Origin of the sequence: Anaerotignum sp. (assembly GCF_051877975.1) — a bacterium.
Classification (GTDB): Bacteria; Bacillota; Clostridia; order Lachnospirales; family Anaerotignaceae; genus Anaerotignum_A.
Genome location: NZ_JBJEJK010000046.1, coordinates 25,951 through 47,994, shown reverse-complemented (window position 1 = coordinate 47,994; position 22,044 = coordinate 25,951). Strand labels below are relative to the sequence as shown.

General features: G+C 48.2%; 21 protein-coding genes, 1 tRNA gene and 1 other RNA gene. 1 reads left to right on the top strand and 22 read right to left on the bottom strand.

What is annotated here, in order from left to right:
• Positions 1-36: 36 nt before the first annotated feature.
• From ACI39P_RS07440 to ACI39P_RS07380, 13 genes are all read right to left on the bottom strand, one after another.
• Positions 37-168: a hypothetical protein gene (locus ACI39P_RS07440; RefSeq protein WP_439720036.1), complete on the bottom strand. Its 132-nt coding sequence runs from the start codon at positions 166-168 to the stop codon at positions 37-39.
• Between the two features lie 122 nt (positions 169-290).
• A complete protein-coding gene (locus ACI39P_RS07435; RefSeq protein WP_439720035.1) occupies positions 291-839 on the bottom strand; it encodes a carbonic anhydrase in 549 nt (182 codons plus the stop codon).
• A 157-nt stretch (positions 840-996) separates the two neighbouring features.
• Positions 997-1,346, bottom strand: an RNA gene (gene rnpB / locus ACI39P_RS07430) — RNase P RNA component class A.
• 34 nt (positions 1,347-1,380) lie between these two features.
• On the bottom strand, positions 1,381-3,042 hold the full coding sequence (locus tag ACI39P_RS07425; RefSeq protein ID WP_439720034.1) for a uridine kinase family protein: 1,662 nt from the start codon (positions 3,040-3,042) through the stop codon (positions 1,381-1,383).
• A gap of 36 nt (positions 3,043-3,078) precedes the next feature.
• Positions 3,079-4,200, bottom strand: a complete 1,122-nt coding sequence (locus ACI39P_RS07420; RefSeq protein ID WP_439720033.1) for a Nif3-like dinuclear metal center hexameric protein — start codon at positions 4,198-4,200, stop codon at positions 3,079-3,081.
• Positions 4,191-4,877, bottom strand: a complete 687-nt coding sequence (locus tag ACI39P_RS07415) for a tRNA (adenine(22)-N(1))-methyltransferase TrmK (RefSeq protein ID WP_439720032.1) — start codon at positions 4,875-4,877, stop codon at positions 4,191-4,193. The genes ACI39P_RS07420 and ACI39P_RS07415 overlap by 10 nt, the downstream gene beginning before the upstream one ends.
• A gap of 214 nt (positions 4,878-5,091) precedes the next feature.
• Positions 5,092-6,174 carry an RNA polymerase sigma factor RpoD gene (rpoD, locus tag ACI39P_RS07410; protein WP_439720031.1) on the bottom strand — a complete coding sequence of 361 codons (1,083 nt, stop codon included), beginning with the start codon at positions 6,172-6,174 and terminating at the stop codon, positions 5,092-5,094.
• 39 nt (positions 6,175-6,213) lie between these two features.
• Positions 6,214-7,992 (bottom strand): DNA primase, encoded by a 1,779-nt coding sequence (dnaG, locus tag ACI39P_RS07405; protein ID WP_439720030.1) that lies wholly within the window; start codon positions 7,990-7,992, stop codon positions 6,214-6,216.
• Positions 7,993-8,203: 211 nt separating this feature from the next.
• Entirely contained in the window at positions 8,204-9,217 is a 1,014-nt protein-coding gene (locus ACI39P_RS07400; RefSeq protein WP_439720029.1) for a deoxyguanosinetriphosphate triphosphohydrolase, read from the bottom strand.
• Positions 9,218-9,385: 168 nt separating this feature from the next.
• Positions 9,386-10,537, bottom strand: coding sequence for an MFS transporter (locus ACI39P_RS07395; RefSeq protein ID WP_439720028.1), 1,152 nt, complete (start codon positions 10,535-10,537; stop codon positions 9,386-9,388).
• A 67-nt stretch (positions 10,538-10,604) separates the two neighbouring features.
• On the bottom strand, positions 10,605-11,393 hold the full coding sequence (locus ACI39P_RS07390) for a metallophosphoesterase (protein WP_439720027.1): 789 nt from the start codon (positions 11,391-11,393) through the stop codon (positions 10,605-10,607).
• A gap of 405 nt (positions 11,394-11,798) precedes the next feature.
• On the bottom strand, positions 11,799-12,056 hold the full coding sequence (locus tag ACI39P_RS07385) for a hypothetical protein (RefSeq protein WP_439720026.1): 258 nt from the start codon (positions 12,054-12,056) through the stop codon (positions 11,799-11,801).
• Positions 12,053-12,502: a hypothetical protein gene (locus tag ACI39P_RS07380; protein WP_439720025.1), complete on the bottom strand. Its 450-nt coding sequence runs from the start codon at positions 12,500-12,502 to the stop codon at positions 12,053-12,055. Before ACI39P_RS07380 ends, ACI39P_RS07385 begins: the two co-directional genes overlap by 4 nt.
• A 97-nt stretch (positions 12,503-12,599) precedes the next feature.
• Here ACI39P_RS07380 and ACI39P_RS07375 point away from each other — a divergent pair, with 97 nt between their 5' ends.
• Positions 12,600-12,842, top strand: a complete 243-nt coding sequence (locus ACI39P_RS07375) for a hypothetical protein (protein ID WP_439720024.1) — start codon at positions 12,600-12,602, stop codon at positions 12,840-12,842.
• On the opposite strand, the gene ACI39P_RS07370 is transcribed toward ACI39P_RS07375, so the two are convergent.
• The 9 genes from ACI39P_RS07370 to ACI39P_RS07330 all read right to left on the bottom strand — a co-directional run bounded on the left by ACI39P_RS07370 (position 12,820) and on the right by ACI39P_RS07330 (position 21,961).
• Positions 12,820-14,283: a recombinase family protein gene (locus ACI39P_RS07370; RefSeq protein WP_439720023.1), complete on the bottom strand. Its 1,464-nt coding sequence runs from the start codon at positions 14,281-14,283 to the stop codon at positions 12,820-12,822. The genes ACI39P_RS07375 and ACI39P_RS07370 overlap by 23 nt on opposite strands.
• Positions 14,284-14,512: 229 nt before the next feature.
• Positions 14,513-14,585, bottom strand: a tRNA-Arg gene (locus ACI39P_RS07365).
• Between the two features lie 94 nt (positions 14,586-14,679).
• Positions 14,680-17,124: a glycogen/starch/alpha-glucan phosphorylase gene (locus ACI39P_RS07360; RefSeq protein WP_439720022.1), complete on the bottom strand. Its 2,445-nt coding sequence runs from the start codon at positions 17,122-17,124 to the stop codon at positions 14,680-14,682.
• Between the two features lie 168 nt (positions 17,125-17,292).
• Complete coding sequence (locus tag ACI39P_RS07355) at positions 17,293-17,754, bottom strand: hypothetical protein (RefSeq protein WP_439720021.1); 462 nt, start codon at positions 17,752-17,754, stop codon at positions 17,293-17,295.
• Positions 17,755-17,816: 62 nt separating this feature from the next.
• The gene (locus ACI39P_RS07350) at positions 17,817-18,389 is read right to left on the bottom strand and encodes a chromate transporter (RefSeq protein WP_439720020.1); all 573 of its coding nucleotides are present in this window, start codon (positions 18,387-18,389) and stop codon (positions 17,817-17,819) included.
• Positions 18,386-18,931, bottom strand: a complete 546-nt coding sequence (locus ACI39P_RS07345; RefSeq protein WP_439720019.1) for a chromate transporter — start codon at positions 18,929-18,931, stop codon at positions 18,386-18,388. Before ACI39P_RS07345 ends, ACI39P_RS07350 begins: the two co-directional genes overlap by 4 nt.
• Before the next feature lie 178 nt (positions 18,932-19,109).
• Positions 19,110-20,174, bottom strand: coding sequence for a peptide chain release factor 1 (prfA, locus tag ACI39P_RS07340; RefSeq protein ID WP_439720018.1), 1,065 nt, complete (start codon positions 20,172-20,174; stop codon positions 19,110-19,112).
• Positions 20,167-21,051: a peptide chain release factor N(5)-glutamine methyltransferase gene (prmC, locus tag ACI39P_RS07335; protein ID WP_439720017.1), complete on the bottom strand. Its 885-nt coding sequence runs from the start codon at positions 21,049-21,051 to the stop codon at positions 20,167-20,169. Before prmC ends, prfA begins: the two co-directional genes overlap by 8 nt.
• The gene (locus tag ACI39P_RS07330) at positions 21,035-21,961 is read right to left on the bottom strand and encodes a DUF1385 domain-containing protein (protein WP_439720016.1); all 927 of its coding nucleotides are present in this window, start codon (positions 21,959-21,961) and stop codon (positions 21,035-21,037) included. The genes prmC and ACI39P_RS07330 overlap by 17 nt, the downstream gene beginning before the upstream one ends.
• Positions 21,962-22,044: the final 83 nt, after the last annotated feature.

Below are 22,044 nucleotides of genomic sequence, written 5' to 3'. Positions count from 1 at the left end.
AAATTGGTTAAATCTGTTGGGCTCTAAATGGCTATTTCAACTGGGCTCTAACAACGGGCGTTCCTTTTGCAATTCTTCCCGAATGGCAGCGGTACTGATGGGCGTTTCGCTGTGCCAGATGACCTGCATCACCTTCAATTCCGTATCCGGTAATTTTTGTTTTTCCATTCTTTCACCCCATTCACCTACATTTGTATGTTTACTTATATATAACATACACTTGTATGTTTCATTTGTCAATAAAAAAATACCAATCTCCTAAAAAATTAAGAAATTGGTATTTCGCAAACTTAGATAGCACGCATAGCCCCGGTATGGGGGTCCATGATAAAGCCCAGAACCTCCAAATCCTTGGGCAGAAGGGGATGGTTTTCAATGGCATCCACCGTACTCTGGACAGAATCATAAATATCGCCGAAGCCTGTCAGCCACTGTTCCACATTTTTGTGGTTTTCATCCACATGGTCGATGGCTTCCTGGGTAATGCCCCGGGCTTTCATTTTTGCAATCATTTCTTTAGGATCCAGCAATCTGCCGCCGCAGTCATCGTGTCCAATGACAAGGACAGTATCCACACCCAATTCATACACCGCCACCAGCAGGCTGAAAATCACACTGCCATAAGGGTGCATCACACGGCCGCCGGCGTTTTTGATAAGCTTCACATCGCCATTTTTCAGCCCCAGCGCCGCAGGCAGCAGCTCCGTCATACGGGTATCCATGCAGGCAAGAATGGCGATCTTACGATCAGGGTATTTTGTCGTTTCATATTTTTCATATAATCCATGTTCAACGAATACACGGTTATATTCCAGCATCTTTTTTACAAATTCATTCATATATGTATCACCTCATATCAAAGATTCATCATTATTATACTCCTCTTTCGGAAAATTGAAAAGACTCTCCCTCTGCAAGGGGGCTCTTGAACCTCTCTGCTTTCCAAAAAGAAAAGGCGCACAGAAAGCTTCTGCACGCCAAAGGTTTTTAAAATAAGAAGTGAGCAAGCCTGTAAGCCGGGTTCTGTTTTTCAGACAGCCATCTATCTTGGTCCGCTGTTGCCAGCGGCATCATGCGACTTTTTCGAGACGGAACGAGCAGCCCCATTATCTCTGTTTGTCTTGCTTCGGGCGGAGTTTACATTGACCCATGATGTTACCACCACAGCGGTGGGCTCTTACCCCACCTTTCCATTATGACCTGCCAAGGCAGGCTACCTATTTCTGTTGCACTTGTCCTGGAGTCGCCTCCGCCGGCCGTTAGCCGGCACCCTGCTCTGCGAAGCCCGGACTTTCCTCACTCCTGCGGTACAAAGTACTGCTGAGCGCGACTGTCCGGCTTACTCACGGATTAATATTATACTCTATTTCAAATTTTCTGTCAAACCTTAAAGCAGCTGCCGCCGACAAATTCCTTGATGAGGGAATTATTGGGGATTTCCAGCCCCGGCGCCGCCAGGAAATAACCCAAAAATTTGATGAGCCGTTTCGCTGTCACATATTCCGGCATGGAAGGGTCGATGGCGAAAAGCTGGGGTTCCGCATACTGTTTCAGTACACTCAGTTCATACAATGTGGCAGAATTGAACACTGCATCGGCATTTTCCTGGAAGGGGAAGATATTATCCTCCTCGCCCTGGGTCACTTCATTCCAAGAGGAAATAGTCGTTGCCGCGCTTCTGCCGCGGAACTGAAAATCCCGCACCATCCGGCGGATCAAACGGCTGTCAGAAGTAGAAATGCGGTTATGGTCATCCAGATTTAACTGGGTGATAGCACTGATGAAAATTTTAAATTTATTTTCCGCAGGAATTTCCGGTGTCAAGCGGTCATTCAGGCCATGGATCCCTTCCATCACCAGAATTTCTCCTTCTCCCAACTGAAGGAAATCGCCGTTGTATTCCCGTTTGCCTGTCACAAAATTATAGAAAGGCAATTCCACTTTTTGCCCTGCGATGATTTTTTTCAGGTCACTGTTCAACAGCTTCAGGTCAAGGGCCTCAATACGCTCGAAATTCTTCTTGCCATTTTCATCCAGCGGGGTATCCTCCCGATTGATAAAATAATCATCCAAAGAAACCTTGTGGGGCTTTACGCCCAAGGCCCGCAGCTGGATGCACAGGCGATTTGCGAAGGAAGTTTTCCCGGAGGAAGAAGGCCCTGCGATCAGAACCACCTTCACTTTATCCATTTTATGATAAATCTGATCGGCAATTTCTGCAATTTTCTTTTCATGAAGGGCTTCATTGATGCGAATCAATTCCCCAAAATCTCCATGGACGATGGTATTATTCAATTCTGCTACATTGCGTACCTCCATCAACTGGCACCAACGCATCTGTTCCATAAAAGCATCGCTGATTTTAGGGGAATCCTGAAATGGCAGCAATACGGCGGGATTTTCAGGGTCCGGAAAACGCAGCAGGAAACCATTTTCATAGGGCATCAGCCCGAATAGCTGCAGCGCACCGGCAGAAAAGGGCATATACCCGTAGAAATAATCATAAAACCCATCCAGCTCATACAAATTGACATTGGAAGCACGGCGGAAGCGCAGCAGTTCCGCCTTATCCTCCATCCCCTGCTTTTTTGCAATGCCGATCGCAATATCTCTACGGAAGGTACGTTTCAAAATCGGTATATCTGCCGCCACATATTCTTTCATTTTATTTTCCAGTTTTGCCAGCAGTTCTTCCGTAATTGCCACAGCCGGCTTGCGGATTTCACAATACAGATTCCCGCGGAGGGAATGTTCGATTACAACCAAGGCATCTTCGCCAATGATATCCTTTGCCGCCTTCACCAACAAAAAGGAAACACCCCGATGATATACCCGCATCCCCTCTTCATCCCGCAGATCAAGAAAAGAAATATCATCCGCATCTGTAATTTCATAATCCAATTCTTTCAATATATTTCCCTGCTTTGCCAGTAGAATCGCAGAAGGAAATTCCCCCTGAAATTCTTTTGCCAGCTGGCCAAAGGTCATCCCTTCGGCAATCTGCATTTCTTTTCCCATTACGTTTATTTTATTCGTTTCCACTTGATACGCCTCCTTCTCATCGGTTCCTGTATCCCCTTATAGGTTCCAGAAGGTCTGCCCATTTTCCTTGGAGCAGACAACTTCAATCTTCCATCCATTTTTTTCTGCCGCTTCTGTCAGCTTTTTCTGCAGCACGGGCACGATCAGCACTTCGCTGGCATAATGGGTCACATCTGCCACAGCAATCCCCAGCTCCACAGCTTTCTGGGCTTCGTGGTATTTGATATCTGCCGTCAGATAGGCATCACAGCCCTTTGCGCTGGCAAGGCCGATAAATTCCACCCCTGCGCCGGTACAAAGGCCCACACGTTTTACCATTTTATTTCCATCCCCCACCAGGCGGATATGGTCAAGCTGCAGCTTTTCCCGCAGCATTGCCGCAAATTCCCGGAAAGGTACGGCTTCTGGCAGCTCACCAATGCGGCCGATGCCCTCTTTTTTGCCCTTCTGTTCCACGGGGTAAATATCATAGGCCGCTTCTTCATAGGGATGGGCAGCAAGCATCGCCTTTACTACCCCATTGACCTTTTCTGCAGGAACGATGGTTTCCAGACGGATTTCGTCGGCAGATTCCAGCTTGCCCTGCTCTCCCAGGAAGGGATTTGTCCCCTCCAAAGGCAGGAAAGTACCTTTCCCTGCGGCGCCAAAGGTGCAATGGGAATAGGCGCCGATATGGCCTGCACCTGCTTCACACATAGCACTGCGTACTGCCTCTTCATAGCCCACGGGAACGTAGACCACGATTTTTTTCAGTTCCTGCGCCCAGGTTTCCTCCAGAATCTCAATATTTTCCAGCCCTGCCAGCTCTGCCAGCACATCATTGGTGCCGCCCTCTGCCACATCCAGATTGGTATGGGCGGAGAAAGCCGCAATACCATTTTCAATCAATGCAAAAATGCGCCTGCCCAAGGGGTTATCCGCCGTAATGCTTTCCACTTTGCGAAACAAAAGCATAGGATGGTGCGTAATAATCATATCCGCCCCCATACGTTTTGCTTCCTCGATAACAGGCTCGATCACATCCAGAGCCACCAAAATTTTTTTGACCTCCCGTTCCGGGTCGCCAATAGCCAGACCGGGCTTATCCCAGCCCTCCGCCAGCTTCGCAGGGGCGATAGTCTCCATCACGCCCATGATATCTTTCACTTTTACAGACATGCCAATGCCTCCCTCATCAGAGCCAGCTTTTCTTCCACCTGCGGCAAACGCTTTTGAGCGTTTTCCGTGGGGTTATTTTTCAGATTGTTGAAAAGACGGCTGTATTTTCCTTCTTCGTGCAATAACAATTCCTTCAACAAGGGGTCTTTTTTCTCCAAAAGCTTTTTGCCATAGAGATAATCGATCTCCCTGTCATATTTTTCTTCTTTCCTCTCGCAGCGCATGATGACATAAGGCTTTCCATCCTCTTTCAACATATGCTCCTCAGCGATGGAGAATCCAATTTCATGGAGATATTTCCGCACCTCGCCAAAATCCCGCTGGGGGGAAAGCACCAATTCTTTCAGGCTTGCCGCCACCTCTGGGCTATCCTGCAGGATATGTACAATGAGCATACCGCCCATGCCTGCCATGATGGCTGTTTCCGCTTCATAGGGCTGCAGAGGGGTCAGCCCGCTGCCAAGCCTTGTCTCAATGATACCTTCCGCCCCATAAAGGGCAATATTTCGTCTGCATTTTTCCAAGGGGCCTTTCCGCACATCACAGGCATAGGCTTTCTTGATCTTCCCTTTTTTATATAGATAAATGGGAACATAGCCATGGTCTGTTCCAATATCCGCAATGGTTTCATAGGACACCAGGCCTGCCACCAGCTCCAATCGTTTCGATAGTTCCATAGTTCCTCCTTTTTTGCAGGGCTTTCCCCCATACCCCAGCAGGGAAATCTGGTCAAAGCATCTTCCCTTCGGGAAGACGGCTTCGCCGCCGCCTAATCTTGGCGGTGCTCCTATCCCTGCATCCTTATTCGCAAAAACTATCGCTTTTGCAAGGATAAAATTCATTTAAAAAAGGGCGCAACAAATACATGTCCGCCCTCTTTTATCCTCTTAATTATTCCAAGTAATCCTTCAATTTTTTGCTTCTGCTGGGATGGCGCAGCTTACGGAGAGCCTTCGCCTCGATCTGGCGGATACGTTCTCTGGTAACATTAAATTCCTTGCCCACTTCTTCCAGCGTTCTTGCTCTGCCGTCATCCAGCCCAAACCGCAGGCGCAGTACCTTTTCTTCTCTTTCTGTCAAAGTATCCAGCACCTCGATGAGCTGTTCTTTCAGCAGGGTAAAGGCTGCTGCTTCCGCAGGGGCAGGAATATCATCATCGGGGATGAAATCACCCAGATGGCTGTCCTCTTCCTCGCCGATAGGGGTTTCCAGAGAAACGGGTTCCTGAGCAATCTTCATGATCTCCCTTACCTTTTCCTCAGGCATCTGCATTTCCACAGCCAATTCTTCCGCGGTCGGTTCACGGCCCAGTTCCTGCAGCAGCTGTCTGGAAATACGAATCAGCTTATTGATCGTCTCTACCATATGCACGGGAATACGGATGGTACGGGCCTGATCCGCAATGGCACGGGTGATGGCCTGTCTGATCCACCATGTCGCATAAGTAGAGAATTTGAAGCCCTTATGGAAGTCAAATTTTTCAACGGCTTTGATCAGCCCCAGGTTCCCTTCCTGAATCAGATCCAGGAAGAGCATGCCGCGCCCAACATATCTTTTTGCGATGCTGACAACCAGACGCAGGTTGGCTTCTGCCAGCTTCTTTTTTGCCGCTTCCCCCTCGGGGCCGCCTTCTTCCATCTTTTTCGCCAGTTCAATCTCTTCTTCTGCCGTCAGCAGAGGAACTTTACCAATCTCTTTCAGATACATACGCACAGGGTCATCGATATTGATGCCTTCGGGCAATGTCAGGTCGAGCTCTTTTTCAACCTCTTCTTCTGCTTCAATATTCCCAAGGATATCGATCCCCTGGCTTTCCAGATATTCATAGATACGATCGATACGGTCAGGATCCAAGTCCAAATCCGCCAGATGATCCATGATCTCCTTATATTCCAATACACTTTTTTTCTTTTTGCCCATCTGGACCAATTCTTCCAGTCTGGTCAATAATGTTGTTTCTTCGACGGATTTCAACGCAATCCTTCCTTTCTCTGTTCATATAGTCTAACCATATCAAATGGTAATATACAGGGAATCCAGTTTTCTCTTGGCTTCGACCAGCCTTTGAATCTCTTCCACTGTGGCAGCATTTGCCATCAGATGGTCGATTTTTGTCCGTTTCAGCCGCCGCACCTGTTCATTGATGGCTTTTTCCATATCCGCCCCATTTTCCGTGGGCAGCTGCACTGCAAAAATCTCTGTCGCCATTTTTTGCTCTTTTGTTTCCTCAAAACAACTGACCAGATCGGCCGGGAACACATGGCCTGAGGCGCTCCATAGCTCGCCAATATAGCCGAAGGCTCTGCGAAAGACTTCTTCCGTGAAATCATCCTCCGCCAAAATCGTTTTGAGCGTTTCATATACGCCCTGATGCTGGGCGCAATAGTATAACAAACTTCTTTGGGCTTCTATCAGCCCTTTTTCTGTTTTCCTGCCCTCTATGCTGTAAGTCTTCAAATTCTGCTGCCGTCTTTCCGCTTCCTTTTGGAAAGCCTCCTCCTCTTTTCGCACCAGTTTTCTGATCTCACTGCGAATGGCTTCTTCTTCCACGCCTGTGACCCGGCTGACCTCGCCGAGGTAGACGTTGCGTTCGATCTCGCTGTCCAGCTTCGCCAAAATCTCCGCCGCTTCGGTGGCAAAGCGCACCCGATGCTCGGGGTTTTTGAGATTATATTTCCGCTGGATACAAGCAATCTCGAAGGATATATAATGCACAGCATTGACTAATAATTTAGAAAATTCCGCTGCGCCCTTTGCCTTGATAAATTCGTCAGGGTCTTTCCCATCGGGCACCTGGGTAACCTTCACGCGAAACCCATTTTTCACCAGCACGGGGATTGCCCGCAGTGCGGCGTTGGTTCCGGCCTCGTCGCTATCATAGAGCAGGATGACATCATCGGCAAAACGCTTCAATGTCCTGGCATGCTCCTGATTGAAAGCCGTACCCAAGGATGCCACAACATTGTGGAACCCCGCCTGATAGATGGAAAGCATGTCCATATAGCCTTCCACCAAGATCAACTCCCGTTTCCTTGCCGCCTTGGCAAAATTCAGTCCGTAAAGGTTTCTGCTCTTGCTGAACAGAATGGTTTCAGGAGAGTTGAGATATTTCGGTTCCCCCTTGGCAAGGATACGCCCGCCGAAGCCGACGACCCGCCCCTGTACATCAAAAATGGGGAACATCAAACGACCGCGGAAACGGTCATGATAGCCTTTGCCATCTTTATTTTCCAGCACCAGCCCCGTTTTCAAAATATCTGATACACTGAAACCCTTTTCCTGCAAATGCTTGAAGAGGGCATCATAACGGTCGGGGGAATAGCCGATGCCGAATTTTCTTGCGATTCTGGGGTCCATCTGCCGTTTTTGCAGATAGGCCCTCGCCTCTTTTCCCTCCGCCCCCTGCAGGCAATCATAGAAAAACCTGCCTGCGGTGCTATGGATATCGAATAATCTCTGTTTCAGCTGTTCTGCAGCAATGGCCTGAGCGTTTTTTTCCGGCTCCGGCAGAGTGATATGAGCTCTGTCCGCCAGCCGCTTCATAGCTTCGGGGAAATCACAGTTTTCCATTTCCATCAGGAAAGAAAACACATTCCCCGCCGCACCGCAGCCAAAGCAGTAATAAAACTGTTTTTCGCTGTTGACGGAAAAGGACGGCGTCTTTTCGTTATGAAAAGGGCACAACCCAAAGTAGGAACTGCCCTTCTGCTTCAATGGAACATACTGGGAAATGACTTCAACGATATCATTCTGCAGGCGCACCTCATCGATGACCTCTCTCGGATACCGCATCAAACCACCTCCCTTTCAACAACGGAAAAGGAAGCTATTGCACTTCCTTTTATCCTATTAATTCGACATTTTTGCGAAAATTCCTTCTCTATTGTATACATTTTGTAGGGATGAACAAAAAAAATGCAAAAACCCCTTGACTTTTTCAAACTTTGTGCAAAATGCAGTAAGACTTTCCCCATGTCTTTTCCTTTTTTTCTATTGCAAATGCTCAAAGAACCGTCCATTCCTGAGGAATAAACAGCTCTTTATATTTTGCTACGGCAAAGCGATCTGTCATACAGGCGATATAATCGCAGACCACCTGCCGCACAGGGTCGCCATCCTCCAGCAATGCCTGAAATTCTGAGGACATTTCTTCCGGGTATTCCAAATAATAATCAAACAGATCCCCAATGATCTTTTCTGCCTTCTTATGCTCCGCAACGGCGATATCGCTGGCGTAAACATGCCTGAACATAAACGCCCGCAGGTCTTTCAATGTTTTCCGCATTTCCTCGCTCATGCGGATATCGTTGAGCCCCATGCTGCTCTGGATGGTATCCCGCACCATGGCATTGATACGGCTGCTGGAACGGGTGCCGATACGGGCAACGATCTCTCTGGGGATATCCCGGGAACGGAGCATGCCCGCCCGGATGGCATCATCGATATCGTGGTTGGTATAAGCGATTTTATCAGAAAGCTGTACGATCTTCCCTTCCAAGGTGGCCGGGCTGCCGCTGGTGCGATGGTTCAAAATGCCATCCCGCACCTCCCAGGTCAGATTCAGCCCACGGCCGTCTTTTTCCAGCCGTTCCACCACTCGCAGGCTCTGTTCATTATGGGCAAAGCCGCCGGTCTCCCTGCAAAGCTCATCCAGCTTCCGTTCCCCGGCATGGCCAAAGGGCGTATGCCCCAGATCGTGCCCCAAAGCGATAGCCTCCGTCAGGTCCTCATTCAGCCGCAGTGCCCGGGCAATGCTTCTGGCAATCTGGGAAACCTCCAGGGTATGGGTCAGGCGGGTACGGTAATGGTCGCCTTCCGGGGAAATGAACACCTGTGTCTTATGCTTCATGCGGCGGAAGGATTTGCAATGGATGATACGGTCTCTGTCCCGCTGGAAATCCGTACGGATATCACATTTTTCTTCTTCCCTCTGCCGTCCTTTGGTATTCACGCTTTTGGCAGCATACTGCCCCAGCATTTTTTCTTCCAATTCCTCCTGAAACTGCCGTAATTCCATAGCTTTCCCTCCTTCGTATACTAAAGTACAAATTTCTCCTATTACTGTTAGAATACGCCGTTTCCCTTGAAAATCCTCTTTTTTCCAGAAAAACATTCCCAGCGCTTTTTCTCTTTTGCAAATGAAAAAGCCCTCTATTTAAGAGGACTTTCCACAGGATGATATCTTTTATTGTGTCTTTTTCTGCAAACGCTCATGGCTGGCTGCCATCACCAAGGCGATTGCCAGCAGATAAAAGGGCAAAAGCCCCACGCTGATATGGTTGGCGATAGGGCCAAACAGCGGCGGCATGACGCACAGCCCCACATAAGCCCCGGCCATCTGCATCCCCATAACGGCTTGGGATTTATCTTCCCCGAAAAAAGCGGGAATCGAATGGACAATACTGGGATAGATAGGTGCGCACCCCAACCCCAACAAAATCAGCCCCAAAATGGTTCCGCTGCCGCCAAAGGGCAGCAAAATCCCTGCCAGGCCAATAAAAACAATGATAATGCCCAGCCGGATCATTTGGGTATCGCTGAGCTTGAAGGTCAAAAAACCGCTGATCATCCTTCCTGCGGTGATACCCAGAAAAAAGCACCCTGCCAATCTGGATGCCATCTCCTCAGGCAGACCGCCCTTGAATACCAGATAGCTGGCTGCCCAAAGGCCAGTGGTTTGTTCCAAAGCACAATAGCAGAAAAAGGCCACCATGATCTCCTTTGCTCCTTTGATGGAAAGCACATCCCCAAAAGAAAGGGGCTCTGTCAATTCCGCCTTTTGATTTACCTGCCGCTGCTTCCACAAAGGAAGGCTCAAAAACAGCAAAATCACAATTCCCACCTGTATCACGCCGATGCTGAAATAGCCCATACGCCAGGAATAGGGGCCTGCCAATGCCCAGCCCATGATAAAAGGGCCTGTGGTGGCACCAATCCCCCACATGCTATGCAGCCAGCTCATGTGGCGGCTCTCATAATGCAGTGCCATATAGTTATTCAGGGCAGCATCCACGCCGCCAGCCCCCAGCCCATAGGGAATCGCCCAAAAACAAAGCTGCCAGAAATGCCCGCTGAAACTGAAGGCCAGCAATCCAACGGCCGTCATAGTAATGCTGGCAGCCGTCATCTTTCCCGCGCCGAAGCGTTTTGTCAGCCTATCGCTCAGCAGGCTGGAAACGATGGTACCCAAGGCAATGATCGTAGAAACAATGCCCGCATAGGACAGAGGCACGACAAACTCCTGATGCATGGCAGGCCAGCCGTTTCCCAGCAGGGAATCGGGCAGCCCCAAGGCGATAAATGCTAAATAAATCACTGCTAAAAGCAGATGTGTCATTATAATTCTCTCCTCCCCTTTTGAAAAAAGAAGAAGCGATGCCCCCGCATCGCTTGTTTGGCTTCACTCATTCCGGAACCTTGCCGCCGCCGTGATATTCCGCATATTTTTTCCCCCGCACCTGCACAAATTCCATTTCGGGATAGCGCAGTGCTGTCAAATATCCGCCATAGACACAGCCTTGGTCAATATCCACCGTACGATTGATGATCTCTGGCTTTTCCGCCACCGTATGCCCATAGACTACAAAGGGCTGCCCGTCATATTCCGCCGCCCAATCCAGCCGCTCCGGCTTGCCGTTTTCATCGAACCGCCCCGTGGTTTCCCCATAAAGGCAGACCGCCCGAATCTTATTGGAAAATTTTCCAATGGATTCCGACCGCAAACCGCCATGGACAATAGCCAGCTGTTTTCTGTCCAACAGCAGATAGAAGCACTGGCTTTCATAGCAGCGCATATAACGGTTGCGAAAAGCCATCCGCTCTTCCTTGGAAAGCTTGTCCAATTCCGCCACAGTGTTTTCTAATCCATGGGATAAATGGACACGGTTGCCCAGAAAATAACGGTACAGTTTATTGCAATGGTTTCCGTGAACCCAAAAAGCCCCGCCAAAATTCACCTGATCGATCCAGAAATTCAGGCAGGCCAAATTCTGATGTCCTTTATCCGCCACATCCCCCACAGAAATGAGCCTTCTGCCTTCGGGGTGAAGATAACAGCTGTCTTTTTTTTCATAGCCCAGTTTTTGAATCAATTCCATCAATTCATCATAGCAGCCATGGACATCCCCAACGATATCAAATTTATTTTCTCGAAATTCCAATATGCGGAAATTTCGTTCTCTTCGCTCCTTCATGTACAGCTTCCTTTCAGGAGTTTTTTCTGATCCTAGACCTCTCTAGGGTAATCATACCACAAAAATGTGTTTATTTATAGGCGAAAACATAAAAAACTTTTGGAAGCATATATATAAGGAAAGAAAATCCCCTGGAGGTTCCCATGTATTCCAACCAAAAAATCCCTGCACCTTTCAATCAGCCCCGGCATATAAACAGCCGGGAAGAAAAACCATCCTGCAAATCGCCTGCACCCGCGCCGGAAAAAATACCGGCCCATGAAACTACGGTTCCCATCATTTCCGCAGAAAAGACACCGCAAAAAAAAGCGGCTGCCTGCAGTTCTTCCCCTTTGCTGGCATTTTTATTATTAGATCTTTTTTCTAATAAAGAAGGGTGACACACAACGTCACCCTTTTGCACGGTCACAGTCCCAGCATTGCCATGATCTGTGCCAATTGTGCCTGTTCCTCTTTTGGCATGCTTGCTGCCACCGCCGCCAGCAGGGCTTTCTGTTCTTCCGGCGGAAGCTGTCCGCCCCGGGATAATTTTTCGCCATATTCCAAAAAAATATCCAACCGTTCCATATCTGTTTTGCCCTTGCATTTTTCCGCCGCCTCCCGCATGAGCCGCAGCCGTTCCTCTCCCAAAGCCTGCACCTCCGGGGTATCCCATGTGTTCATTTCAAGCCCTCCCGTTCCATGATCTCTTTCATATCCATAAATTTCAAAATGGTCTGCATTTGGTTTTGTTCTTCCGTCGGCAAATATTTCTGTATCGCCCGCAGCATTTTCCGCTGCCGCAGATGGGGCGGTTCTTCCTGCCGCTCCCTTGTTTCCAGCAAGCCGCCGCCCAAGACTCTTTGCATTTCCATCAGGCGGACAACAATATACAAATCTCGCTGATATTCCCGATTCAAAAAAGGGATGGCTGCGGTGATCATATTTTCTTTTCGATTACGGGCGAACAGTTCCACCTCCTCTTTTTTCTCAACAGGAGGAGCGGCAGGCGTCGCGGCAGGCCCCATGAGCCGCTGCAGCCGTTGGACTCGCTGCATCATCTTCAAAGCATCCTGTCCCTGCTCTCCCATCAATGCCGAAAGCATCTCCATTCCGTTTTTTTCTGCCACAGGCATCCTCTCCTTTTTCTTTCTAAAATAAAGGTATGCCCCAAAGTCCCCAAAAATGCTTTTTCACATACTTTAGTAAGGAAAGGAGATGCTTGCCATGTCTTTGATGAAACACCTTTTTTCTGCAGAGCTGTCTGCATCCGGGGGCAAACGGAGGCTCTCCATCGCTTTTCTGGATACAGGGGTTTCTCCTGTAGAAGATTTTATCCTGCCGGAAAACCGCATCATCGCTTTCCGGGATCTGATCCATGGAAAAAGGGAGCCTTATGATGATAACGGTCACGGCACCCATGTGCCTGTGGGAAATAACGAAAAATTTAAATTTTCCAGTGTAGAATGATTTCCTGTTCTTTTTTCTCGTTTTTTTCACCGATTTCAACGGAATCGATCAACTCATAAACCAATTCATTTGTTAATTCCGAAAATATCATAGTTTTTTTCACAAACTCCCTCGCCTGTTCTTGGGACACGCCAACTTCCCCCCTGTCTGCATCACAATTTTGCAGCCCTTCCTGCAGTTCCTGCCTCGTATTGTTTCTTTTCCGCCGGATGCTCTCCGCAATCTCATTGTATTTCTTTTCATCAGAACATATTTCATCCATATGCTGCGGCAAGGCTTCCAGGATTTTCGTTTCCAAATCAAAATAGTTTATACTATGGGAGGTGCATTCCTCCCCCTTGGACTTCCCTGCTAGCCTGCATCGCAAATAATTCCGATTCGTACCCTTGGGGCCCGTTCGCAGCATAGGGTTTCCGCAATCCTTACAAAAAACTTTTCCTGCTAATGGATATGCTTTTTTCTGCTTATCTGAAACAGCAGAACACTTTCTCCGCAGCTTCAGGATCTCCTGCGCTTTGTAGAAATCCACTTTCGCTATGATGGGCTCATGATGCTCCGGAATCCTGATCCATTCTTCTTTTGGCACTGCCGCTTGTTTTCTGTTTTTATAACTGATTCTCTTTTCTCGCCCCTGCACAAGGGTTCCTATATACATTTCATTTGTTAAGATCCTTTTGACCGTTGTGGGACTCCAAAGCCGATCGTTTTTCTTATCGCTTTGCTGAAAAGGGGTATGATACTTCATCCCCTTCTTCTGTTTATATGCAGCCGGCGTCAAAATCCCTTCTTCCTGCAGCTGATGACAAATATTCTGGGCCCCATAGCCCTCCAAACAATATTGATAGATTTTCCGCACAACCTCTGCCGCTTCTTCGTCTATCACTAATTTGTGATGATCTGTACTGTCCTTGGCATATCCGTAAAGTGCAAAACTCCCTAAATATTGCCCTTGGTGCATTTTATTTCGATATACCGCCCTGATGTTTTCCGACAGATCCTCCACATACCATTCATTTACCAAAGCATTGATTTGCCTCGCTTTTTTATTCCCTTTGATATCCGTATCCACATGATCGACCACCCCAATGAAGCGAATGCCTAAAAGCGGAAACAGCCCATGGATATATCTTTCCGAAACCTCCATATCCCTTGTAAATCTGGACTGGGTTTTGCAAAGAACTGCATTAAATTTTTTGCGTTTTGCATCTTCGATCAGACGATTGAACGCCGGTCTGGTGCTGTCTGTTCCCGAATAATCCTCATCGGAATAGATATCCCCGATCACAAAGCCCCGCCGTCTGGCTTCCTCCGTCAAAAGCAATCTTTGGTTTTTGATGCTCTCGCTGTCATCCCCTCTGTTGATTTTGTCGATATCCTCTTTTGATAACCTCAAATACAATGCCGCAACAGCGGGCTGATTCCCCAAATGTTTCGATGACATCATGCTGCCCCCTCAAACAGAAAAAGACAGGAAATATTTTTGAAAAGAATTCTATTTTCCCTATACATCTTTTCAAAAGATATCCTGCCGCAGATTGAAATATTTTCCGTATCATATATATTCCACAGAAGCAAATGATAGTATAAAGACAGAAAAACGGCCAGCCGCAAATGAAAAAACAGCCTTTCTGCATAAAAAAAGAAACCTTGAAAAATCAAGGTTTCTCCGCTGCACCCGACAGGATTCGAACCTGCGGCCTTTCGGTCCGGAGCCGAACGCTCTATCCCCTGAGCTACGGGTGCCCAGAAGACCGCCAAGCGGTCTTCAATATTTCATTGCATTGTCTATTCTACATGGAATTGGAACAGATGTCAAATCTTTCTCTGCATCAAAATTTTACATTTGGATTTCTAACGTGGGCAGCTTCCAAATTTCCTCAGCATACTGGCGGATGGTTCTGTCAGAAGAGAACTTGCCGCTCTTTGCCGTATTCATGATCGCCATTTTAGCCCATTTTTCCTTATCACGGTATGCTCTGTCAATATCCCAATGGGCACGGGCATAATCTGCATAGTCCTCCAGGACAAAATATTCGTCGGCTCTGCCGCCGCAGCCGTTCAGCAGGGCATCATACAGCTCCCGGAACAGGTTGGTATCAGGGTCAAAGGTGCCGTCGATGAGGCTGGTCAATGCCATCCGCACTTCCTGATTCATGTTATAGACCATCCAAGGGTCATAGCCACCCTGATATTTCTGCTGTACTTCATCGGCGCTCATACCGAAGATAAAGATATTTTCTCTGCCCACTTCTTCGCAGATTTCCACATTGGCGCCATCCATCGTACCAATGGTCAATGCGCCATTCAGCATAAACTTCATATTCCCCGTACCGGAGGCTTCCTTGCCGGCGGTGGAAATCTGTTCGCTGATATCCGCCGCAGGAATCAGCTTTTCTGCCAGAGATACCCGGTAGTTTTCCATAAATACCACCTTGATCTTGCCATGGATAGTAGGATCGTTATTGACCACATCTGCAACGGCATTGATGAGCTTGATGATAAGCTTCGCTCTGCGATAGCCTGCCGCCGCCTTGGCGCCGAAAATAAAGGTTCTGGGAACCATATCCAGACCGGGGTTCATCTTCAGCTGATTATACAGACCAATGACATGGAGGATATTCAAAAGCTGTCTCTTGTATTCATGGAGACGCTTCACCTGAATATCAAAAATAGAATCGGGGTTCACCTCAATGCCCTTTGTCTCTTTGATATATTTCGCCAGGGCAATTTTATTTTCTTTCTTGATTGCCATAAAGCGTTCCCGGAAAGCGGCATCCTCCGCATAAGGAACCAGCTTTTCCAGCTGATCCAGATTTGTGATCCAATCCTTGCCAATTTTTTCTGTAATCAGCTCCGCCAGTTTATGATTGGAGTGCAGCAGCCATCTTCTCTGGGTAATGCCGTTTGTTTTATTGTTGAATTTTTCAGGATACAGCTCATAGAAATCCTTCAGCTCCTGATTTTTCAGGATCTCCGTATGCAATGCTGCTACGCCGTTGACAGAATGGCTGCCGACGATAGCCAGATATGCCATGCGAATCTGCCCATCGGCGATGATGGCCATTTTTCTGATCTTGGCAGGGTCGCTGCCATATTTTTCTGTCAGTTCCAAAACGAAACGACGGTTGATCTCCTCCACGATCTGATAGATACGGGGCAGCAGACGGCTGAACAGTTCCATGGGCCATTTTTCCAGTGCTTCTGCCATGATGGTATGGTTGGTATAGGCGCAGACCCTTTTGGTGATTTCCCAAGCCTGATCCCAAGGCAAATCGTTTTCATCCACCAATACACGCATCAATTCCGCCACCGCCATGCTGGGGTGGGTATCGTTCAGCTGAAAGGCCACCTTATTAGGCAGCTCGTTAAAATCTGTGTGCATCTTTTTGAAACGGGCGATGACCCTCTGCACCGTTGCGGAAATGAAGAAATACTGCTGACGCAGGCGCAGTTCTTTCCCCTGTATATGCTCATCAGCAGGATAGAGTACGTCTGTCAGTGTACTAGCCAAGAGTTCTTCCTCTGCCGCTTTCTGATAATTCCCTTCATTGAAGGATTTCAAATCCAGTCTGTTCTTGGGCTTTGCTTCCCACAGGCGCAGAGTATTAACGGTATTATTGCCATAGCCGATGACGGGATAGTCATAGGGAATGGCTGTAACAGACTGATAATTTTCCTGTACAAATTTATACTCGCCATTTCCCTTAGGCACTGCCCGCACATTGCCGCCGAATTTGACCTCTACGGCATATTCATTTCTCTTGATGCCCCAAGGGTCGCCATTTTCCAGCCAGTTATCGGGCACTTCCACCTGATAGCCCTTTTCGATGCGCTGCTCGAAAATGCCGTAATGGTAGCGGATACCACAGCCATAAGCAGGCAGGGACAGGGTGGACAGGGATTCCAGGAAGCAGGCCGCCAGTCTGCCCAGGCCGCCATTGCCTAGGCCAGGGTCCGGCTCTGCATCCTCCACTGCATTATAATCAATGCCCAGTTCTTCAAATACTTCCTTCACTTCGTCGAACATTTCCAGATTGATCAGGGCATTGCCAAAAAAACGGCCCATCAAAAATTCCATGGACAGGTAGTAAACCACTTTTACATCTTTTTCATAATATTCATCATGGGTTTTCATCCATTTATCTGTGATAACATCTCGAATTGCAAATACGGCCGCCTGATACAACTCTTCCGCCGTTGCATGTTCCAATGTTTTTCGGTACAGCGTTTTCACGTTTTCCCGAATCATATTCTTCAGTTCTTCTTTTCTGACCAAATTCATAAATAACCCCCTCATTGCAAAGGTGTGTTTCTCTTTTTTGTGTATAAAAATTTACGGGATGAACATTCCCGCTCTGCTCCTTAGTATGGAATACGGACGTATTTATCATACCAAAAAAAATACCTCTTGGCAAATTTTAATGGGGATAACATAGGATTTTATCCCTGTTTACAGGATTGGCGAAAAATATATGGTTCCCAAAAGGAAGCCGCCGGCGCTCAAAAGAGCCCTGCCAATGCGGATCGGTTCCGGCAAAACCCCCGCCGAAGCATGATATAGCCCCATGCCGCCGAAAAGAGCTAAGAAAACCGCCTCCATACACGTCAGCTCTTTCCCTGCAAGAAAAAAAAGTGCTGTTGTCAATCCTATAAGGATCGCAGTTTGCAGGGCTTTTTCCATGGAAATTCTTTTTTCCGCCAAAAGCCCCAAGGCAACCCCCACGGCAGAAAGCGCCGCTGCGCCATAGAAAAAAGCATTCCCCATGGCCAACGGCAAAATGGCAAAGCAGAGCATCGCCAGATAAATGCCATCAAAAAAACAAAGGGCAGCTTCGGCGGAATCCCGCTTTTTTGCTGCCCATGCAGAAACCAGGTAACCTCCGCAAAAGAGGAACCAAATCAAATATGTCATATTGTTTCCCCCGTTCTCTTCTTTATAAAAAGATATGGAACGGACGAAATGTTCATGCGTTTTTATAGTGCGAAAACAATGCCCACAATGGCGCTGAGCACAATATAAAAAATCGGATGCTTCTTCCATTTATTTGTAGCAAAAAGCAGTACTGCAAAAAGAACGCATTCCTCTATGCCAATCATGCTGCCAATATTGGACAGATGCAGCTCCGCCAGCGTTGCCGAATGGAACAACGCACCGATGAGAACACCAAAGCCCGCCGCACCGATGAGCCCCAAAACAGCGGGACGCAGACCATAGAAAGCATAGTCCACATATTTATTGCTGCGAAATTTTTCCAGCATCTTCGAAACCATGATAATGATAACAACAGAGGGGAAAACCAGCCCCGCCGTGGCGCAAATGCTGCCGATGACACCACTGTGCTGAAAGCCCGTATAGGTGGCCATATTGACCCCCAAAGGCCCTGGGGTGGATTCGGAAATGGCAATCATATCCGGAATCTGACTGGTGGAAAACCAGGGGTATTTATCCGCCAGACGATAAAGGAAAGGCAAGGTTGCCAAGCCGCCGCCGACGGAAAACAGCCCGATCTTGAAAAATTCAAAAATCAGAATCAGAAGATCTATCATGATTTTTTCGCCTCCCTTCCGCCGGAAACGGCAATGCCTAAAACAGCCGCCGCTATCACGATCCAGACAGGGGAGATATCCACCCAAACGGAAACGAAGAAAGATACTGCCGTAATTACCACACATAATTGATCTACAATGGATTTCTTCCACATCCCCTTCACTGCGTTAATAATCAGCACACTGACCACCACACGGATGCCAGCAAAGGCATGCTGGACCACAGGCAATTCAGCAAAATTATTCAGGACCGCCGCAATGAACATGACGATACAAACGGAAGGAAACACACTGCCCACCGTTGCGGCAATGGCACCAGGGATGCCCTTCTGTTTATAGCCGATGAAGGTGGCCGTATTGACGAAGATAATACCGGGGGTACACTGACCGATGGCGAAGTAATCCAACACTTCGTCCTCCGTTGCCCATTGTCGTTTTTCTACCACTTCCCTCTGCAGCATTGGCAGCATCGCATAACCGCCGCCAAAGGTGAAGCCGCCGATTCTGCAGAAGGTAATAAACAAATTCCACAACTCTTTCATATTTTAACAACTCCTTTTTCGAGGGCTTCGCCCTCTAGCACCCACCAAGGGGGTCACCCCCTTGGAACCCGATACCGCAACACCATGTACATGGTGTTGCAATGTGAGGTCAAGGGCATCATGCCCTTGTAGGGGTCGAGGGGACAAAGTCCCTCGTGGGTGTTTGAGGGTAAAACCCTCAAGACTCCTGCATTTTTGACATTTGATCGGTGGTAGCAAGACTGTCCATGATCTCGTCCAGATCCCCGTCGATAATCGCGTCTATCTTGTGCAGCGTCAGCCCAATCCGATGGTCTGTCACCCTGCCCTGGGGAAAATTATAGGTACGGATGCGCTCGCTTCTGTCCCCCGTCCCCACCTGGGAACGTCTGTCGGCAGAAATGGCCTCGTCATGGGCCCGCCGCTCCCGCTCATACACCCGAGCATACAGCACCTTTAACGCCTGCTCCTTATTTTTCAGCTGGGATTTCTCATTCTGGCAGGATACCACGATACCTGTGGGAATATGGGTCATTCTAACGGCAGAATCTGTGGTATTGACACATTGCCCGCCGTTGCCGGAGGCCCGGAATACATCCACCCGCACATCGTTCATATCAATGTGTACATCTACCTCCTCCGCCTCCGGCAGAACTGCCACCGTAACCGTGGAAGTATGGATACGCCCGCCGCTTTCTGTAGTGGGAATCCGCTGTACCCGATGGACACCGCTTTCATATTTCAGGCGGGAATAGGCTCCCTGCCCTTTTATCATAAAGGCAATTTCCTTGAAGCCTCCCAGATCGCTTTCACTGATATTCATAATTTCAATCTTCCATTTACGCCGTTCCGCATAGCGGGCATACATCCGGAACAAATCCCCGGCAAATAATGCTGCTTCCTCGCCTCCTGCGCCCCCACGAATCTCCACAATGACATTCTTTTCATCGTTGGGGTCTTTGGGGATAAGCAAAAGGGTAAGCTCTTTTTTCAGTGTTTCCAGTTTTTCTTTATTTTCTGCCAGTTCTTCCTTAACTAATTCCCGAAAATCCTCATCCAGCTTATCCTCCAGAAGAAGCAGACTTTCCTCTATGGCTTCTTTCGCCCCTTTATATTCCCGATATTTTTCCACAATGGGTGTCATATCGCTGTATTCCTTCATCAGCTTTCGCCATTCCGTTTGATTGGCAATGATATCAGGGTCATTGATCTGCTCCGCCAAATCTTCGTATTTATTCTCGATTTCCGCCAAACGGTCAAACATATTCACGCCCCCTTTCCACTTTCTTGCCATAGGCTACTCTGTCCAGCCCTGCCAAGTCTTGTTTCAGTCCAATTTCAGTATATCCAAATGCCTGCAGGAGAGATAACAATGCCTCCCCCTGGTCATATCCAATCTCAAAAAAAAGCCAGCCGCCTTCCCGCAGCCATTCTCTGCCCTCCGCGACAATGGCACGGTAGAAATCCAGACCATCCTCGCCGCCGTCCAGAGCATTGAGGGGCTCAAAGTCCTTCACTTCCGTCATCAGCCCTTCAATATCCTTTTTCGGAATATAGGGCGGATTGGAAACGATGGCGTCCAGCTTTCCTTTCCATTCCATGGGCACATGGGAAAACAGGTCGCTTTCATAAAAATGAATGTCTATTTTATTCTCCACAGCGTTTTTCTTGGCATATTCCAAGGCTTTGGGACTGATATCCACCGCCATGATGCTTTCAAAGCTGCCGAACTTTCCCAAGCTAATGGGAATGCAGCCGCTGCCCGTACCAATATCCAAAATGGATTTTATGGGTTCTTTCTGTTGGATTTCCAAAATGGTTTCCACCAATCCTTCTGTATCCCCCCTCGGGATGAGGACCCCCTCCCCCACATGGAAAGGTAAGCCCATAAATTCCCATATTCCAAGGATATACTGGGTGGGTCTGCCTGCCTCTCTTTCCGAAAGGAACCGCTCATAAACTTCCGCTTCTTCTCCGGAAAGCACTTTATCGCTCTGCAAAAATAAAGCCGTACGGTTCAGACCGGCGGCTTTTTCCAGCAATACTTCCGCCTCAAAGGCATAGGCTTCCTTGCCCGCTGCCTTCAGGCGCAGTTTTCCCTCTTTCAACGCTTCTCCTAGGGTTTTATTCTTCCGGCTCATCTTCCAGAACCCCTTTCATGGCCGCAATGGCACATTCGATCTGGCTATCGTCCGGCTCTGCTGTGGTCAGCTTCTGCAGGCACAGCCCCGGTGCACTGACAACCTTCACAAAGCCGCTTTCCGATCTGCCCGCCCAGCGGATGACTTCATAGGAAATGCCGGCGATAAAGGGCACCAGACAGATTCTTGTCACCAAACGGATAAAAAATACATCGGTGCGGACAAAGAAAAACACTACCATAGAAATCAGCATGACAAACAGCAAAAAGCTGGTACCACAGCGTTTATGCAGTCTGGTGCAGGGGCGCACGTTTTCCACTGTCAATTCCCTGCCGCTTTCAAAGCAGGCGATGGTCTTATGCTCTGCCCCATGATACTGAAACACCCGACGGATTTCCTTCATCCGGGAAATCAGCCACAGATACGCCAGGAAAATACCGATACGGATCAGGCCTTCGATAATCCCTAAGCCCCATGTAGGGACAACAGCCTTAAAGAGATTCCCAATGGCTACAGGAAGGACAAAAAACAGCGCCATGCCCAGCACCAGAGACAGAAACACACTAAAATAGATGAGGATATCATTGATCTTATCCCCCAGCTTATCTGTCAGCCACTGTTCCACGGGGGAAAGTTCTTCTTCTTCCCAGCCTTCCCCGGCAATCTCTGCGGAACGCATCAAAATTTTTGTACCGCTTACCAAAGAATCCACAAAAGCTGCCATCCCGCGAAAAATAGGATACTGGAAGATACCTTTTTTCGCCAGGCCGCCCCAGTCCTTTTTCTCAACGACAATTTCTCCTTCGGGGTTTCTTACTGCCATTGCGTATATTTTTTTTCCGCGCATCATAACGCCCTCAATGACCGCCTGCCCGCCGATGTTGGTACGGCGTTGTTTATTTTCAGACATATTGTCTCAACCTCCTTCTTGACTAAGTATTTATTATACCATAGCAGAAGTAGGAAATAAAACAGGTTCTCTGAAAAAAATTC

Bases quoted from the DNA above. Each gene is read 5' to 3' on its own strand.
- ACI39P_RS07360 (WP_439720022.1), bottom strand. From the start codon at position 17,124: ATGAATTTGGTCAGAAAAGAAGAACTGAAGAATATGATTCGGGAAAAC.
- dnaG (WP_439720030.1), bottom strand. From the start codon at position 7,992: ATGCGGTATCCGAGAGAGGTCATCGATGAGGTGCGCCTGCAGAATGAT.
- ACI39P_RS07375 (WP_439720024.1), top strand. From the start codon at position 12,600: ATGTCTTTGATGAAACACCTTTTTTCTGCAGAGCTGTCTGCATCCGGG.
- ACI39P_RS07330 (WP_439720016.1), bottom strand. From the start codon at position 21,961: ATGTCTGAAAATAAACAACGCCGTACCAACATCGGCGGGCAGGCGGTC.
- ACI39P_RS07395 (WP_439720028.1), bottom strand. From the start codon at position 10,537: ATGACACATCTGCTTTTAGCAGTGATTTATTTAGCATTTATCGCCTTG.
- prfA (WP_439720018.1), bottom strand. From the start codon at position 20,174: ATGTTTGACCGTTTGGCGGAAATCGAGAATAAATACGAAGATTTGGCG.
- ACI39P_RS07415 (WP_439720032.1), bottom strand. From the start codon at position 4,877: ATGGAACTATCGAAACGATTGGAGCTGGTGGCAGGCCTGGTGTCCTAT.
- ACI39P_RS07370 (WP_439720023.1), bottom strand. From the start codon at position 14,283: ATGTCATCGAAACATTTGGGGAATCAGCCCGCTGTTGCGGCATTGTAT.
- prmC (WP_439720017.1), bottom strand. From the start codon at position 21,051: ATGAGCCGGAAGAATAAAACCCTAGGAGAAGCGTTGAAAGAGGGAAAA.
- ACI39P_RS07400 (WP_439720029.1), bottom strand. From the start codon at position 9,217: ATGGAATTACGGCAGTTTCAGGAGGAATTGGAAGAAAAAATGCTGGGG.
- ACI39P_RS07355 (WP_439720021.1), bottom strand. From the start codon at position 17,754: ATGACATATTTGATTTGGTTCCTCTTTTGCGGAGGTTACCTGGTTTCT.
- ACI39P_RS07350 (WP_439720020.1), bottom strand. From the start codon at position 18,389: ATGATAGATCTTCTGATTCTGATTTTTGAATTTTTCAAGATCGGGCTG.
- ACI39P_RS07385 (WP_439720026.1), bottom strand. From the start codon at position 12,056: ATGAACACATGGGATACCCCGGAGGTGCAGGCTTTGGGAGAGGAACGG.
- ACI39P_RS07345 (WP_439720019.1), bottom strand. From the start codon at position 18,931: ATGAAAGAGTTGTGGAATTTGTTTATTACCTTCTGCAGAATCGGCGGC.
- ACI39P_RS07440 (WP_439720036.1), bottom strand. From the start codon at position 168: ATGGAAAAACAAAAATTACCGGATACGGAATTGAAGGTGATGCAGGTC.
- ACI39P_RS07390 (WP_439720027.1), bottom strand. From the start codon at position 11,393: ATGAAGGAGCGAAGAGAACGAAATTTCCGCATATTGGAATTTCGAGAA.
- ACI39P_RS07420 (WP_439720033.1), bottom strand. From the start codon at position 4,200: ATGTCTGTAAAAGTGAAAGATATCATGGGCGTGATGGAGACTATCGCC.
- ACI39P_RS07435 (WP_439720035.1), bottom strand. From the start codon at position 839: ATGAATGAATTTGTAAAAAAGATGCTGGAATATAACCGTGTATTCGTT.